Annotated in this window: 11 protein-coding genes and 4 tRNA genes; 5 read left to right on the forward strand and 10 right to left on the reverse strand. The window is 67.1% G+C overall.

The features are described from left to right. Positions 1 to 129 precede the first annotated feature (129 nt). From BM109_RS15860 to BM109_RS15875, 4 genes are all read left to right on the forward strand, one after another. Entirely contained in the window at positions 130 to 1683 is a 1554-nt protein-coding gene (locus BM109_RS15860) for a fumarate hydratase (RefSeq protein ID WP_093344212.1), read from the forward strand. Further along, on the forward strand, positions 1680 to 2543 hold the full coding sequence (murI, locus tag BM109_RS15865) for a glutamate racemase (protein ID WP_093344214.1): 864 nt from the start codon (positions 1680 to 1682) through the stop codon (positions 2541 to 2543). Before BM109_RS15860 ends, murI begins: the two co-directional genes overlap by 4 nt. Positions 2544 to 2559: 16 nt before the next feature. Then, positions 2560 to 3339, forward strand: coding sequence for a PA3715 family protein (locus BM109_RS15870; protein WP_093344216.1), 780 nt, complete (start codon positions 2560 to 2562; stop codon positions 3337 to 3339). A 96-nt stretch (positions 3340 to 3435) separates the two neighbouring features. After that, positions 3436 to 5628, forward strand: a complete 2193-nt coding sequence (locus BM109_RS15875; protein WP_093344217.1) for an Ig-like domain-containing domain — start codon at positions 3436 to 3438, stop codon at positions 5626 to 5628. A 3-nt stretch (positions 5629 to 5631) separates the two neighbouring features. On the opposite strand, the gene BM109_RS15880 is transcribed toward BM109_RS15875, so the two are convergent. The 9 genes from BM109_RS15880 to tig all read right to left on the reverse strand — a co-directional run bounded on the left by BM109_RS15880 (position 5632) and on the right by tig (position 14125). After that, on the reverse strand, positions 5632 to 6951 hold the full coding sequence (locus BM109_RS15880; RefSeq protein ID WP_093344219.1) for an MFS transporter: 1320 nt from the start codon (positions 6949 to 6951) through the stop codon (positions 5632 to 5634). Between the two features lie 41 nt (positions 6952 to 6992). Beyond that, a complete protein-coding gene (locus tag BM109_RS15885) occupies positions 6993 to 7631 on the reverse strand; it encodes a DUF6806 family protein (RefSeq protein WP_093344220.1) in 639 nt (212 codons plus the stop codon). A 21-nt stretch (positions 7632 to 7652) separates the two neighbouring features. Continuing rightward, positions 7653 to 7744: transfer RNA gene (locus tag BM109_RS15890), tRNA-Leu, on the reverse strand. 97 nt (positions 7745 to 7841) lie between these two features. After that, positions 7842 to 7915, reverse strand: a tRNA-Cys gene (locus tag BM109_RS15895). Between the two features lie 64 nt (positions 7916 to 7979). Further along, positions 7980 to 8055, reverse strand: a tRNA-Gly gene (locus BM109_RS15900). A gap of 75 nt (positions 8056 to 8130) precedes the next feature. Continuing rightward, positions 8131 to 10569 (reverse strand): endopeptidase La, encoded by a 2439-nt coding sequence (lon, locus tag BM109_RS15905; RefSeq protein ID WP_093344222.1) that lies wholly within the window; start codon positions 10567 to 10569, stop codon positions 8131 to 8133. A 119-nt stretch (positions 10570 to 10688) separates the two neighbouring features. Further along, entirely contained in the window at positions 10689 to 11954 is a 1266-nt protein-coding gene (gene clpX / locus BM109_RS15910) for an ATP-dependent Clp protease ATP-binding subunit ClpX (protein WP_093344223.1), read from the reverse strand. Positions 11955 to 12080: 126 nt separating this feature from the next. Continuing rightward, positions 12081 to 12689, reverse strand: a complete 609-nt coding sequence (gene clpP / locus BM109_RS15915; RefSeq protein ID WP_093344225.1) for an ATP-dependent Clp endopeptidase proteolytic subunit ClpP — start codon at positions 12687 to 12689, stop codon at positions 12081 to 12083. 116 nt (positions 12690 to 12805) lie between these two features. After that, on the reverse strand, positions 12806 to 14125 hold the full coding sequence (tig, locus tag BM109_RS15920; RefSeq protein WP_093344226.1) for a trigger factor: 1320 nt from the start codon (positions 14123 to 14125) through the stop codon (positions 12806 to 12808). 268 nt (positions 14126 to 14393) lie between these two features. Here tig and BM109_RS15925 point away from each other — a divergent pair, with 268 nt between their 5' ends. Continuing rightward, positions 14394 to 15407, forward strand: a complete 1014-nt coding sequence (locus BM109_RS15925; protein WP_143129175.1) for a tetratricopeptide repeat protein — start codon at positions 14394 to 14396, stop codon at positions 15405 to 15407. 77 nt (positions 15408 to 15484) lie between these two features. On the opposite strand, the gene BM109_RS15930 is transcribed toward BM109_RS15925, so the two are convergent. Continuing rightward, positions 15485 to 15571: transfer RNA gene (locus BM109_RS15930), tRNA-Leu, on the reverse strand. Between the last annotated feature and the right edge of the window lie 90 nt (positions 15572 to 15661).

Genomic DNA, 15661 nt, shown 5'->3' on the forward strand with positions numbered 1-15661 from the left:
CTCCGGTCCTCGGCGCGACCTCGGGGCGCTCGCTACGGTTTCTTCACACCTTGTGAGCGCCCCAGCCGGCAAAACCCGGCGCTGAGATAATCGGGGGGCGTTTCCACACCCTAAAAAAAGCCCCCCACCATGACGACCACGATCCAGCAGGCCGACCTGATCGAATCGATCAGCGCCGCGCTGCAGTACATCAGCTACTACCACCCCGCCGACTACATCGCCCACCTGGCCAAGGCCTACGAGCGCGAGCAGAGTCCCGCCGCCAAGGACGCGATGGCGCAGATCCTCACCAACAGCAAGATGAGCGCGACCGGCCAGCGCCCGATCTGCCAGGACACCGGCATCGTCAACGTGTTCCTCAAGGTGGGCATGGACGTGCGCTGGGGCGGCTTCACCGGCAGCCTCGACGACGCCATCAACGAAGGCGTGCGCCGCGGCTACAACCACCCCGACAACACGCTGCGCGCCTCGGTCGTGGCCGATCCGCAGTTCGACCGCAAGAACACCAAGGACAACACGCCCGCGGTGATCTTCACCGAGATCGTGCCCGGCGACAAAGTCGAGGTGACGGTGGCCGCCAAGGGCGGCGGCAGCGAGAACAAGAGCAAGCTGGTGATGCTGAACCCCGGCGACAGCGTGGTCGACTGGGTGCTCAAGACCGTGCCGACCATGGGCGCCGGCTGGTGCCCGCCGGGCATGCTGGGCATCGGCATCGGCGGCACGGCCGAGAAGGCCGCGCTGCTGGCCAAGGAAAGCCTGATGGACGACCTCGACATGCACGAGCTGCAGGCCAAGGCGGCACGAAAGGAAGAGCTGACCAAGGTCGAAGCCCTGCGCCTCGAGCTGTTCGAGAAGGTCAACGCCCTGGGCATCGGCGCGCAGGGCCTGGGCGGCCTCGCGACCGTGCTCGACGTCAAGATCAAGATGTACCCGACCCACGCGGCCAGCAAGCCGGTGGCGATGATCCCGAACTGCGCGGCCACGCGCCATGCGCACTTCGTGATGGACGGCAGCGGCCCGGTCTACCTCGAGGCGCCCTCGCTCGACCTGTGGCCCAAGATCGACTGGGCACCCGACGAGAAGAAGAGCAAGCGCGTCGACCTCGACAAGCTCACGCCCGCCGAAGTCGCGAGCTGGAAGCCCGGCGACACGCTGCTGCTCAACGGCAAGATGCTCACCGGCCGCGACGCCGCGCACAAGCGCATCCAGGACATGCTGGCCAAGGGCGAGAAGCTGCCCGTGGACTTCACCAACCGCGTCATCTACTACGTGGGCCCGGTCGATCCGGTGAAGGGCGAGGCCGTGGGCCCGGCCGGCCCGACCACCGCCACGCGCATGGACGGCTTCACCGAGATGATGCTGGCCCAGACCGGCCTGATCGCGATGATCGGCAAGGCCGAGCGCGGCCCGGTCGCGATCGAGGCGATCAAGAAGCACAAGAGCGCCTACCTGATGGCCGTGGGCGGCGCCGCCTACCTCGTGAGCAAGGCGATCAAGACCGCCAAGGTGGTGGGCTTCGAGGACCTGGGCATGGAAGCCATCTACGAATTCGACGTGGTCGACATGCCGGTGACGGTGGCGGTCGATGCCGGCGGCACCAGCGCCCACATCACCGGCCCGGCCGGGTGGCAGAAGCGCATCGCCAGCGGCGAGTTCAAGACCATCACGCTGGAACCCGCTTGAGCCTCGCCGCGCGTCCGCAGCCGTCCGCTTCCACTTCGCCCGTCGGCGTGTTCGACAGCGGCGTGGGCGGGCTGAGCGTGCTGGGCGCGCTGCGCGCGGAGCTGCCGCGCGAGCGCTTCGTCTACTTCGCCGACACCGCGCATGCGCCCTACGGCGAGCGCGGCGACGCCTACGTGACCGAGCATTCGCGGCGCGTGGTCCACACGCTGGTGCGCGAGCACGGCATCAAGGCGCTGGTGGTGGCCTGCAACACCGCCACCACGGCCGCGATCCACGTGCTGCGCGCCGAGAACCCCGAGTTGCCGATCGTCGGCCTCGAGCCCGCGATCAAGCCCGCGGTGGCGGGCAGCGCCACCAGCCACGTCTCGGTGCTGGCCACGCGCGGCACGCTGGCGAGCGCCAAGTACGCGGCGCTGCGCCATACCTTTGTCCATCCCGAGCGCATCCGCTCGGTGCCCTGCGACGGGCTGGTGGCGGCGATCGAGCGGCTCGACGAGCTCGCCATCGACCAGCTCTGCGCCCACTACATGGCGCTGGCCGGCCCCTTCGGCGGCGACGCCGGCGAGACCGACACCGTGGTGCTCGGCTGCACCCACTATCCGCTGCTGCAGGACCGCCTGCGGCGGCTGGCACCCGCCGCCGTCCGTTTCCTCGATTCCGGCGTGCCGGTGGCGCTGCAGACGCGGCGGCTGCTCGGTGCGGCGGGGCTGCTGCGCGAAGATGCCGCGGCCCATGACGAAGGCTGGGTGGCGCTGCGCAGCAGCGGCGATGCCGCGGTGCTCCAGGCCGCGGCCGCGCGCTGGCTGGGACTGCGGCCTGCCGACCTGCTCCCCGACCGCCCGCAGGCGACCACGGCCTGAACGGCCGCCTCGTTCCATGCGCCCGCTGCGCCACCTCGCCCTCCTGCTCGCCGGCCTGCTCGCGGCCGGCGCGGGCCATGCGGCCTGCGAGAGCGGCCTGGCCGAGCGCATGCACGCCAAGCTGCATCCGCACCGGCCGCTCGACGAGCGGCTGGCCGCCTGCAAGCCCTGGCCGGCCTATCCGGGCCGCAGCATCGTCGTGCTGCCGATGCCGCGCGAGACCAGCGACAACGGCGCCAAGGTCTACGACCTCGAGGTGCTGCTGATCCAGCGCCCCGACAACGGCAACACCGAGCGCGACACCGTCATCGGCCGGCTCTTCCAGGCCGAGGCGCTCGACGAGGACCGCCACAACCTGATCCAGGACGTGCGCATCGACACCTCGCGCTACGTGCTCGCGAGCGACACCCGCGCCTTCGGCCTGCGCGTGCGCTACCGAGACGTCGGCACCGCCAGCGCCGCAAGCGAGACGCTGCGCCTCTACGTGCAGCAGGGCTCGAAGCTGCGCCAGGTGCTGCAGGAGATCGAGCTCGATCGCGAGAGCGGCGAATGGGATGCCTCGGCCTGCGCCGGACATTTCGAGAAACTGCGCACCATGCTGTCGGTGGGCAAGGCCGCGAGCAACGGCTATGCCGACCTGATGCTGTCGCGCACCGTCGTGCAAAGCCGCGCGCAGGCATCCGAGGACCAGGGCTGCATCGAGAAGGCGCTGCCCGCGCGTTTCAATTCGGTGACGCTGCGCTACGACGGCGAACGCTACAAGGTACCGAAGTCGCTGCGGCAGTCTTCGTTCTGACACACCGTCTTTACCGTCGAGCACCGCGGTGTTTCACTGAAATGTCATCCCAAAGTACCAGCATGCGCGGTTTGTTCAGAACAACCAACGCGCACCATGACAACGCCCACTCCGCTTCGCTCGACCCGCATTCCTTTCAAGCCCATGCTGCTCGCCAGCGCCCTCTCGCTGATGCTGGCCGCCTGCGGTGGCGGCGGTAGCGACGGCGGTTTCATCGGCTTCCTGCCGCCCCCGCCGCCCGCCACGGCGCCGCCGCCGCCTGCGCCCCCGCCGGCGCCGCAGCTCGTGTCGAGCGCCACCTTCACGCCCAACGCCGGCACCACCGAAGGTTCCTCGGACGCCTCCACCGCCTTCGCGCTGCCCGACGGCTTCATGCTGGTGGCCGACGACGAGGCCAACGTGCTGCGCGTGTACCCGCGTGCCGGCGGCGCTGCGGTCAAGGAATGGAGCTACGAGACCGATGGGCCGAAGCTCGGCAAGGAGCTCGACCTCGAGGCCGGTACGCGCATCGGCGACACGCTGTACCTCACGGGCTCCAACAGCAACAAGAAGGACGGCGGCGATGCGCCGGATCGCTCGCACCTATTCGCCGTGAAGGTGTCGGGCACGGGCGCTGCCACCACCTTCACCTATGTCGGCCAGTTCTCGGCCCTCGAAGCCCAGCTCGTCGCCTGGGATGTCTCCAACGGCCACGGCCTCGGTGCCAACCACTTCGGCTTCGCCGTCTCGGCGGGTGCCGGCGTCGTACCCGAGCGGGTCGACGGCTTCTCGGTCGAAGGCATGACCAGCGCACCGAACGACAGCGCGCTGTGGCTGGGCTTCCGGGCGCCGCAGACCGGCGGCTCGACGCGCGCCAAGGCGCTGATCGTGCCGGTGCAGAACTACGCCGCGCTGGTCGGAGGGACGGCCACGCAAGCCACCTTCGGCGCACCGATCGAACTCGAACTGGGCGGCCGCGGCATCCGCTCGATCGACAAGGGCACCGACGGCAACTACCTGATCGTGGCCGGCCCCGCGGGCGCCGCCAGCCCCGACGTGGACCGCAACTTCGCGCTGTTCGCCTGGAACGGCAATCCGTCGAGCGCGCCGGTCGAGCTCTCGAACGACCTCGATGCGCTGCGCAAGGCCACGGGCGGCAGCTTCGAATCGACGGTCGAGGTGCCGGGTCCGGTGAAGGCGGGCACGCAGGTCCAGCTGCTGCTGGACAACGGCGACACCGTGTGGCCCGGCCAGACCAAAGCCTCGAAGGACCTCGACCCGGCCGACCAGAAGTTCGACGGCTTCGTCGTGCGCCTCGGCGAACCCTGGGTCGACACCACCGGACCTCAGCTCAAGGTCGCCGCACCGGCCGCCGGCCGTGTGGGCGTGAACCTCGACACCTCGATCTCGCTCTCGTTCAACGAAGCCATCCGCCTCGGCGCCGGCAACATCGTGCTGCACAAGGCCGACGGCAGCGTGGTCGAGACCTTCAACGCCAAGAGTGCCGCCGCGCGCGTGCAGCTGGCATTCAACGTACTGACGCTGGTGCCGAGCGCCAAGCTCGCCGGTGACAGCGGCTACTACCTGACGGTGGATGCCAACGCGATCACCGATCCGGTCGGCAATGCCTACGCGGGCATCAGCAGCGCGACCGAACTGAGCTTCGTCACGGCCGGCGCGCCGACGCAGCTGGTGGCCGGCGACCTGCTGTTCATGGCGGGCAATGCCGAAGCGCCGGACGCCTACGCCTTCGTGCTGCTCAAGGCCGTGAACGGCGGCACCCAGGTGACCTTCACCGACCGCGACCGCAAGGCCGGCGCGCTCGAATTCACCGACATCACGAACGAGACCGCCTTTGTCTGGACCGCCGACCGCAACCTGCCCGCGGGCACGATCGTGACCATCCAGACCGACGTGACGGGCAACCCGATCGCCGACAAGGGCACCACGCTCGGCTCGCCCGGCGGCATCGGCAAGTCGGAGACGGTCTATGCCTTCCAGGGCGGCACCATCGATGGATTGGGCGTGGGCACCGCGGGCAAGATCACCGCGGTCGGCAACTACCTTGCGAGCCTGACGCTCGGCGGCGCGGCGGGCACCATCCCCGACGCGCTCACGACGGCGGGCACCGCCTTCTCGTTCACGGTCAGCCCGGCGAACCAGACCAACGCGATCTACACCGGATCGCTCGACCGCTCGGACCTGCCCGCCTTCGCAGCGCGCGTGAAGGACCCGGCGAACTGGACCATCCGCTACGCGCCGGCCGTGGGTTGGCCGATCACCAACAACAGCCTGTTCAACGGTTCCTGAGAACTACGCCTGCCCTCGCAGCGCGGCCTCACGGCCGCGCCGCACGTCGATCGGCCACAGCAGCAGCAGGCCGGCGACGAACAGCACCGCGGTCGACAGGATCGCGATGCGCTGGTGGCCGGCCGTGAGCCAGGTGACCGCGCCGTAGGCCAGCGGGCCGACGATGCTCGCGAGCCGCGTGGCGAAGGACCAGAGGCCGAAGAACTCGGCCATCTGGGCCGGCGGCGCGAAGTAGCCGGTCATCGCGCGGCCGGCCGACTGGCTCGAACCCATCGCCAGGCCCGCGATGGCAGCGGCCCACCAGAAGCCGCCCTTGGTCGTGACCAGCGCGGCGATCACGCAGACCGCGATCCAGGCCACCAGCGTCACGGCCAGCGAGGTCTTGTGGCCGATGCGGTCCTGCACGTAGCCGAAGCCGAAGGCACCGAGCGCCGCCGCGATGTTGAGCACGAAGATCAGCACCATGGTCTCGCTCGCGACGAAGCCGATCACCTGCTCGGCATAGATCGCGGCCAGCGTGATCGCCACCGCCACGCCACCCTGGTAGCAGACGGTGCAGGCCAGCAGGGTCATGAAGTCGCGGTAGGCGCGCGCCTGGCGGAAAGTGGAGCGCAACTGCTGCCAGGCACCCGGCGCCTTGACGTCGCCGAGGGCTTGCGCGCTCGCTTTGGCGCGCTCGGGCAGCAGCGCGAAAGTGGCGCAGGCGGCCGTGCCGTAGATCGCGGCGGTGATCAGCATCGTCACCGGCACGAAGTGCGAGGCCGGCAGGCCGCGCGCCTGCGACCACAGCACGTAGGCCAGGCACAGGCCCAGCGCCAGCATGCCGCCGACATAACCGAAGGCCCAGCCCCAGCCGCTGACCTTGCCCATGCCCTCGGGCGTCGCGAGCTCGGGCAGGAAGGCGCCGGTCAGCGACTCGCCGTAGGAGTAGAAGGTGTTCGACACCACGATCAGCAGCATCGCGACCGCCACGCCCGTGGCGCCCGAGAAGCGCGGCGAGAGCGCCAGCGCCGCGGTGCCGATCACGCAACCCACGGTGGTGATCGCCAGCAGCCGCTTCTTGGCCGCGCGCAGGTCGGCCCAGGCACCGATGGCCGGCATCGTGAACATCACGATCGCATAGGAGATGCTGAGCGCCACGGTCCATGCGAACGGGCCCCAGGGCGCGCCCTTGGCGATGCCGCCCACGAAATAGGCGGCGAACACGGCCGTGATGACCACGGTCGTGTAGCCCGAGTTGGCGAAGTCGTACATGGCCCAGCCGAACACCTCGCGCTTGCGCACGCCGGTGTTGAGGGCGGAAGAAGGAAAGAGCGCTGCCATGCGGCGGATGGTGGTGGCGCCGCGTGGCAGGCGTGTGGCGCTCAGTGCAGGTGGCGCGGGCGGCGTCCGCCGCCATGGCCGCTGCTGCCGCCGCCACCGGTACCGCCGGTGCCGCGCGGGCGCTTGCCGATCTCGAGCGAATTCACCAGGGCATCGAAGCGGTCGCTGAACAGGCGGTCGATCTCGGCCACCACGCCGCCGAGTTCGGAGCCGTCGAAGTGACGCTCCATCAGGTTCACCACGTCCTCGACCAGCAGGTCGCGCTGCACCTGCATGATCGCGGCCGGATTCGGGCCCACGAACAGCATCACGAAGTCGTCGCGCGACTCCTCGTCGGGGTCGCCCTCTTCCTCGTCGAAGTCGGTGTCGTAGAAGGTGACCTCGATCGCCGCGCCGCGCTCGGAGAGTTCGTTCAGAGCCATGCACATCTCGTCGAGCGCCTGGCGGAAGTCCTCGTCGCCGGCCACGGTCCAGCACATCTGGAGCATGTGGTCCTTGGGCTCGAAGCGGATGCCGGGTTCTTCCTCGTAGGAGCTGGCCGCGCCGTCGGCGAGCGACTTGGCGCCCGCGTATTTCCACAGTGGCTTCAGCGCTTCCTGGATCTGGTCGAAACCGACGTCCGAACGCAGGGCCACGTCGCCATGCACATGAATTTCGAATGGAGCGTTGTAGCGAGGCATTGAATGCTCCCTTGTTAGATGTGGTGCCCGGAACGGGGGTCGAACCCGTATGCCCCGATTAAGGAAGCGGCGGATTTTAAGTCCGATGTGTCTACCAATTTCACCATCCGGGCCCCGGGTTGAATGACGACGATACCCCAAACGAAACGAGCCCCGTCAACGTGGTTGGCGGGGCCTGGTTTATCGACGCTGGATTCAACGGGAGAAGTGTGGAGGCGCGATCCGGAGTCGAACCGGACTAGACGGATTTGCAATCCGTTGCATAACCGCTTTGCTATCGCGCCACGCAGAAAAAACGAAATCGAACTAGCGAAAAAAAGGGAAGCTGTTGCTTCCCTTTTTCAAAACTGGAGCGGGAAAAGAGTCTCGAACTCTCGACCTCAACCTTGGCAAGGTTGCGCTCTACCAACTGAGCTATTCCCGCGTTTCGAGCCTTGAATTATAGACCAGATTTTCGAGGTTTCGCAAGGCGAGCCCCCGAATTTCATGATCGTGTCGTTCAGTGCTTGACCGAGCCTTCCGAAGCCTGCGACTCGCGCTGCTTCGCGATCTCGGCCACGGCCGCCGCCGAGGCCGCGACCTCTTCGTCGGACAGCGGCGTGGGCAGCTTCTCGAGCGCGATCTCGAGCACCTTGTCGATCCACTTGACCGGCACGATCTCGAGGCCGTTCTTCACGTTCTCGGGAATGTCCTGCAGGTCCTTGGCGTTCTCCTCGGGGATCAGCACCGTCTTGATGCCGCCGCGCAGGGCCGCGAGCAGCTTTTCCTTCAGGCCGCCGATGGCCGTGACCTCGCCGCGCAGCGTGATCTCGCCGGTCATCGCCACATCGGCGCGCACCGGGATGCCCGTGAGCGCCGACACGAAGGCCGTGGTCATCGCCGCGCCCGCGCTCGGGCCGTCCTTGGGCGTGGCGCCGTCGGGCACGTGGATGTGGATGTCGCGCTTCTCGAACACCTCGTCCTTGATGCCCAGGCGGCGCGAGCGGCTGCGCACCACGGTGCGCGCGGCCTCGACCGATTCCTTCATCACGTCGCCCAGCGAACCGGTGCGGCTGATCACGCCCTTGCCGGGCATGGTCACGGCCTCGATCGTCAGCAGGTCGCCGCCGACCTCGGTCCATGCGAGGCCGACCACCTGGCCGACCTGGTTCTGCTTCTCGGCCAGGCCGAAGGTGAACTTGCGCACGCCGAGGAAGTCGTTGAGGTTCTCGCCGGTGACCGTGACCTTGGGCGTCATCTGCTTGAGCAGCAGGCCCTTGACCACCTTGCGGCAGATCTTCGAGAGTTCGCGCTCGAGCGAACGCACGCCGGCTTCACGCGTGTAGTAGCGAACGATGTCGCGCACGGCCTCCTCGGTGACGAGCAGTTCCTCTTCCTTCACGCCGTTGTTCTTCAGCTGCTTGGGCAGCAGGTACTTGATCGCGATGTTGGTCTTCTCGTCCTCGGTGTAGCCCGAGAGGCGGATGACTTCCATGCGGTCCAGCAGCGCCGGCGGGATGTTCATCGAGTTCGAGGTGGCGACGAACATCACGTCGCTCAGGTCGAAGTCGACTTCCACGTAGTGGTCGCCGAAGGTGTGGTTCTGCTCGGGATCGAGCACCTCGAGCAGCGCGCTCGACGGGTCGCCGCGGAAGTCGGTGCCCAGCTTGTCGATCTCGTCGAGCAGGAACAGCGGATTGCGCGTGCCGATCTTGCTGAGCCCCTGCAGCACCTTGCCCGGCAGCGCGCCGATGTAGGTGCGACGGTGGCCGCGGATCTCGGCTTCGTCGCGCATGCCGCCGAGCGCCATGCGGGTGTACTTGCGGCCGGTCGCCTTGGCGATCGACTGCCCGAGCGAGGTCTTGCCCACGCCCGGCGGGCCCACGAGGCACAGGATCGGCGCCTTGACCTTGTCGACACGCTGCTGCACCGCGAGGTACTCCAGGATGCGGTCCTTGACCTTCTCGAGGCCGTAGTGGTCGGCGTTGAGCACCGCCTCGGCATTCGCGAGGTCGTGCTTGATCTTGGTCCGCTTGGCCCAGGGCAGGCCCACCAGCACGTCGATGTAGTTGCGCACCACGGTGGCTTCGGCCGACATGGGCGACATCAGCTTGAGCTTCTTGAGCTCGCCCTCGGCCTTCTTGAGCGCGTCCTTGGGCATCTTGGCGAGCTTGATCTTCTTCTCGATCTCCTCGATGTCCGCGCCCTCCTCGCCTTCGCCGAGCTCCTTCTGGATCGCCTTGACCTGCTCGTTGAGGTAGAAGTCGCGCTGGTTCTTCTCCATCTGGCGCTTCACGCGGCCACGGATCTTCTTGTCGACGTTGAGGATGTCGACCTCGCGCTCGAGCTGGCCGAACAAGTTCTCCAGCCGTGCCTTGGTGTCGTCGAGGTCGAGCACCGCCTGCTTGTTGTCGAGCTTGAGCGGCAGGTGCGCGGCGATCGTGTCGGCCAGGCGGCCCGGATCGTCGATGCTCGAGATCGAGGTCAGGATCTCGGGCGGAATCTTCTTGTTGAGCTTCACGTACTGGTCGAACTGCTGCATCACCGCGCGGCGCAGCGCCTCGACCTCGGTGCCCTTCTCGCCGCCCTCGGGCGCCGCCACCGGCGTCACGTTGGCCGAGAAGTGGGTCTCGCCGTCATCGATGCGGTTCACGCGGGCGCGCTGCTGGCCTTCGACCAGCACCTTCACCGTGCCGTCCGGCAGCTTGAGCATCTGCAGGATGGTCGAGACGCAGCCGACCTCGAACATGTCCTCGACCGAGGGCTCGTCCTTGGCCGCGGCCTTCTGGGCCACCAGCATGATGCGGCGCTCGGCCTCCATGGCCAGCTCGAGCGCCTTGATGCTCTTGGGGCGCCCCACGAACAGCGGGATCACCATATGGGGGAACACGACGACATCGCGCAGCGGCAGCAGCGGCAGATCGATGGCGTCGGCGGGCAGAGGGGTATGACCGGACATGGATATCCTTTGATTGATCAAGCAAAGATGGTCGGCGACACGGGCATTTCAAGCCCGCGGCCGCAGTCTTTGTCGAAGACGCCGGGCATCTTGGGGGGAAGAGCCGGCTTGGGAGTCACTCAGGCCTTCTTGGCTGCCTCGCGGTACACGAGCAGCGGGGGCTTGTTCTCGTCGATGGTCGATTCCTCGACCACGACCTTGTCGACGTTGGTGGCATTGGGCAGCTCGAACATCGTGTCGATCAGCGACTGCTCGAGGATCGAGCGCAGGCCGCGTGCGCCGGTCTTGCGGGCCAGGGCCTTGCGCGCGATCGCCTTGAGGGCGGCGGGGCGGATCTCGAGGTCCACGCCCTCCATCTGCAGCAGCTTGGTGAACTGCTTGACCACGGCGTTCTTGGGCTCGGTGAGGATGCGCACCAGCGCGTCCTCGCTGAGCTCGGCCAGCGAGGCCACCACGGGCATGCGGCCCACGAGTTCGGGGATCAGGCCGAACTTGATCAGGTCCTCGGGCTCGACCTCGCGGAACACCTCGGTGAGGCTGCGCTGGGCCTTGCTCTTGACGCTGGCGCCGAAACCGATGCCCGAGGCCTCGGTGCGGTTCTCGATCACCTTCTCGAGGCCCGCGAAGGCACCGCCGCAGATGAACAGGATGTTGGTCGTGTCGATCTGCAGGAAGTCCTGGTTCGGGTGCTTGCGCCCGCCTTGGGGCGGCACGCTGGCCATGGTGCCTTCGATGAGCTTGAGCAGCGCCTGCTGCACGCCCTCGCCCGACACGTCGCGCGTGATCGAGGGGTTGTCGGACTTGCGCGAGATCTTGTCGATTTCATCGATGTAGACGATGCCGCGCTGCGCGCGCTCGACCTCGTAGTTGCAACTCTGCAGCAGCTTCTGGATGATGTTCTCGACGTCCTCGCCGACGTAGCCGGCCTCGGTCAGCGTGGTGGCGTCGGCCATCACGAAGGGCACGTCGAGCTGGCGCGCCAGCGTCTGCGCCAAGAGCGTCTTGCCCGAGCCCGTGGGGCCGATCAGCAGGATGTTGCTCTTGCTGAGCTCCACGTCCTCGCCCTTGGCCTTTTCCTTGTGGCGCAGGCGCTTGTAGTGGTTGTAAACGGCCACCGACAGCATGCGCTTGGCCGGCTCCTGGCCGATCACGTAGTTGTCGAGGTTGGTCTTGATCTCGAGCGGCGTCGGCAGGTCGTTGCGCGCCTCGCGCGCTTCCTCGCCGGCCGGCAGTTCGTCGCGGATGATCTCGTTGCAGAGGTCGATGCACTCGTCGCAGATGAAGACCGAAGGACCCGCGATCAGCTTCTTCACCTCGTGCTGGCTTTTGCCGCAGAACGAGCAGTAGAGCGTTTTTTCGCTGGAAGTGCCTTTTTTCTCGGCCATGGACAGGTGCCTCGTAACGGGTTTGGACAATGATAACGAAACAAAAACGGCGTTTCCCGTGTGGAAAACGCCGTTGTTGCCTTTTTGGCGCCTCCGGCATCGCGACGCCGGCGCGCCGAACCCCGCTCAGGGGCGCTTGGCGATGACCTGGTCGACCAGGCCGTAGTCCTTGGCCTCGTCGGCCGTCAGGAAGTAATCGCGCTCGGTATCGGACTTGACCTTGTCCAGCGGCTGGCCGGTGCGCTCGGCCAGGATGCGGTTCATCTGGTCCTTGGTGCGCAGGATGTCGCGCGCATGGATCTCGATGTCGGTGGCCTGGCCGCGGGCGCCGCCAAGCACCTGGTGGATCATGATCTTCGAGTTGGGCAGCGAGAAGCGCTTGCCCTTGGCACCGGCCGCGAGCAGGAACGCGCCCATGCTGGCCGCGAAGCCCACGCACAGGGTCGAGACCTCGGGCTTGATGAACTGCATGGTGTCGTAGATCGCCATGCCGGCCGTGACGCTGCCGCCCGGGGAGTTGATGTAGAACGAGATGTCCTTGTCGGGGTTCTCGCTCTCGAGGAACAGCAGCTGGGCCACCACGAGGTTGGCGGTCTGGTCGTTGACCTCGCCCACCAGGAAGATGATGCGTTCCTTGAGGAGCCGCGAGTAGATGTCGTAGGACCGTTCGCCACGGCCCGATTGCTCGATGACCATCGGGACCATGCCGAGGCCTTGGATTTCCTGTGCGCTCATGAATTTGCTCCGGAGAAGGGTTCGTTCGCTGTCGTCAATCTGAACTGTACGCCTGAGTGAAATGGGGCTCGTGCCGCAAAGCACAAGCCCCATGGCGTCCCGGGCCGAGGCGGCGATCAGGCCTGTTGCTGCTGCGCCATCAGTTCGTCGAACGACACCGACTTCTCGGCGACCTTGGCCTTGCCGAGCACGAAATCGGTCACGTTGTTCTCGATCACCACGGCCTCGACTTCGGCCAGGCGGTTGTTGTCGCTGAAGTACCAGCGCACCACGTCGGCCGGCTTCTCGTAGCTCGAGGCGAGCTCGTCGATGTGGGCCTTGATCTGCTCGGGCTTGGCCTGCAGGTTGTTGGCGCGCACCAGCTCGGCGACCACCAGGCCCAGGCGCACGCGGCGCTCGGCCTGGGGACGGAACACTTCCTCGGGGATCGGCGCCTTGTCGGCGTCCTTGATGCCGCGCTGCTTGAGCTCGGCGCGCGCGCCTTCGATCATGCGGTTGACTTCGGACTGCACGCTGGCGTTCGGCAGGTCGAGCTCGGCGTTGGCCACCAGCGCGTCCATCACGGCGTTCTTGTTGCGCGCCAGCAGGCGGAACTTGACCTCGCGCTCGAGGTTCTTCTTGATGTCGGCGCGCAGGCCGTCGACCGTGGCGTCGGCGATGCCGAGCGACTTGGCGAGCTGCTCGTTGACTTCGGGCAGGTGCGAGGCTTCGATCTTCTTCAGCGTGACGAGGAAGTCGGCTTGCTTGCCGGCCACGTCCTGGCCGTGGTAGTCGGCCGGGAACGACAGCGGGAAGGTGCGGCTGTCGCCGGCCTTCATGCCGCGCACGGCGTCTTCGAATTCCTTGAGCATCTGGCCTTCGCCGACCACGAACTGGAAGTCCTCGGCCTTGCCGCCCTGGAAGGGCTCGCCGTCGATCTTGCCTTCGAAGTCGACGGTCACGCGGTCGTCGTCCTGGGCCACGGCATCTTGCGCGCGCTGCGCGAAGGTGCGGCGCTGCTTGCGCAGGATGTCCAGCGTCTTGTCGATCGCGTCGTCGCCCACTTCGGCCGACAGCTTTTCGACTTCGGCGCCCGACAGGTCGTTGATCTTGACTTCGGGGAACACCTCGAACACGGCGTCGAAGGACAGCTCGCCCTCGGGCGCGCCTTCCTTCTCTGTGATGCGGGGCTGGCCGGCCACGCGCAGCTTGGCTTCGTTGGCGGCCTGCGAGAAGGCCTCGCCGACCTTGTCGTTCATGACCTCGAACTGCACCGAGTAGCCATAGCGCTGGGCCACGACGTTCATCGGCACCTTGCCGGGACGGAAGCCGTCCATCTTGACGGTGCGCGCGAGCTTCTTGAGGCGCGAATCGACTTCGGACTGGATGATGCCGACCGGCAGGGTCAGCGTGATCTTGCGTTCGAGCTTCTCGAGGGTTTCAACGGTCACGGTCATGATGTCTTCCTTGTGAGGGGGCTGCCACGCGGGGCCTGCATCGTTTTTATCAATACAGATCAAGGACTTACACGCGCTGGCGGGATTGATGCGGAGGCACGCGCATGCTGCGCGTAAAACCGGGCAACCCAAGATTCTAATCGGCCGGAACAGGCTCCCTTGGGCATGACCCGAAGTCGATGCGCGGAGGCCGCGGATGGCAAGCCGGATGGCCCCCGGTTTCGCGCTTACAGTGGCGGCCGGTTCGCCATTGCCCACAGGAAACCCGATGCTCCAGCGATTGCTCGCCGCCTTCAGCCTGGCCCTTGCCGCCGCCCTCGTGTTCGCCCTTCCGCTGGCGGCCCAGGCGAAGACCGGCGACGCGCAGGCGGCGAAGGTACCGACCATCCAGCAGATCTACGAAGCGGCGAGCAAGGGCCGGATGGACGCCGCCAACACGATGATCGAGAAGGTGCTCAAGAGCCATCCCCGCAGTGCGAAGGCCCATTTCGTCCATTCGGAGCTGCTGGCGATGCAGGACCGGCTCGACGACGCACGGGAGGCGCTGGCGCGGGCCAGGAAGCTGTCGCCAAGCCTCGAGTTCGCGAAGGCCGAATCGGTCGCCAAGCTCGAACGCAAGCTGGAGACGCCGGTCGAGATCCAGCCCGAGCCCGCGCCCGCCGCATTGCCCGCCGCGCCGGCGATGCCCTCGAGCCTGCCCTCGCCGAACGACTACTTCCCGCCGGACAGCAAGATCGCCTGGGGACCGATTGCCCTGGCGGCGACCGGCATCCTCGCGCTGGCCCTCGTCGCGCAGGTCTTCTTCCGGCGGCGTGCGCGCGCCGTCGACTTTCTCGAGCCCACGGAGCCCTCTGCGCCCCGCTCGCGCCGGCTCTCGCGGCCCGTCAGCGATTCGTCGATGGGCTACGGCACGCCCGCGACGGACGGCGATCGGGAGTTCCCGCCCGCGCCGGTGCCGAGCCAGGGCCCGAACCTCACGGAAGCGCTCGCGGTCGGCGCGGTGGTCGGTACCGTGGTCGTGGGCGAAGTGCTGCGCCGGGTCATCCAGGATCACGCGGACGAGCAGCGCGGCACCACGGTGAACATCTTCAACCACCACCATCACCGCAGCAGCCGCAGTCCGTGGTCGTCGTCCGATCCCGACCCGGAACCCTCGTACGACCGCAGCTTCGTGGACAAGGACTTCGGCATCAAGGACACGAGCTCGTGGGACAGCGCGAGCGACAGCAGCGACAGCTCGAGCAGCAGCAGCGACAGCGGCGGCGGCAGCAACGACTGGTAGCCCACGAAAAAAGCCTCCGGTCCCTGCGGAACGGAGGCTTTCTCGCTGCTCGATAGAACGGTCTACATAGCAGAGGCTGGTGCGCGGGGCCGGACTCGAACCGGCACGTTCTTGCGAACGTCAGGACCTAAACCTGGTGCGTCTACCAATTTCGCCACCCGCGCGATGCCAATCTTTCAGGTGAATGCAAAAGCGGACGGCCTTCCGGCACCTCGGTCATCCCTGGTGCCAAAGACCATCCGCTTGAAATCGGT

The organism is Variovorax sp. PDC80 (genome assembly GCF_900115375.1).
Lineage (GTDB): Bacteria > Pseudomonadota > Gammaproteobacteria > Burkholderiales > Burkholderiaceae_C > Variovorax.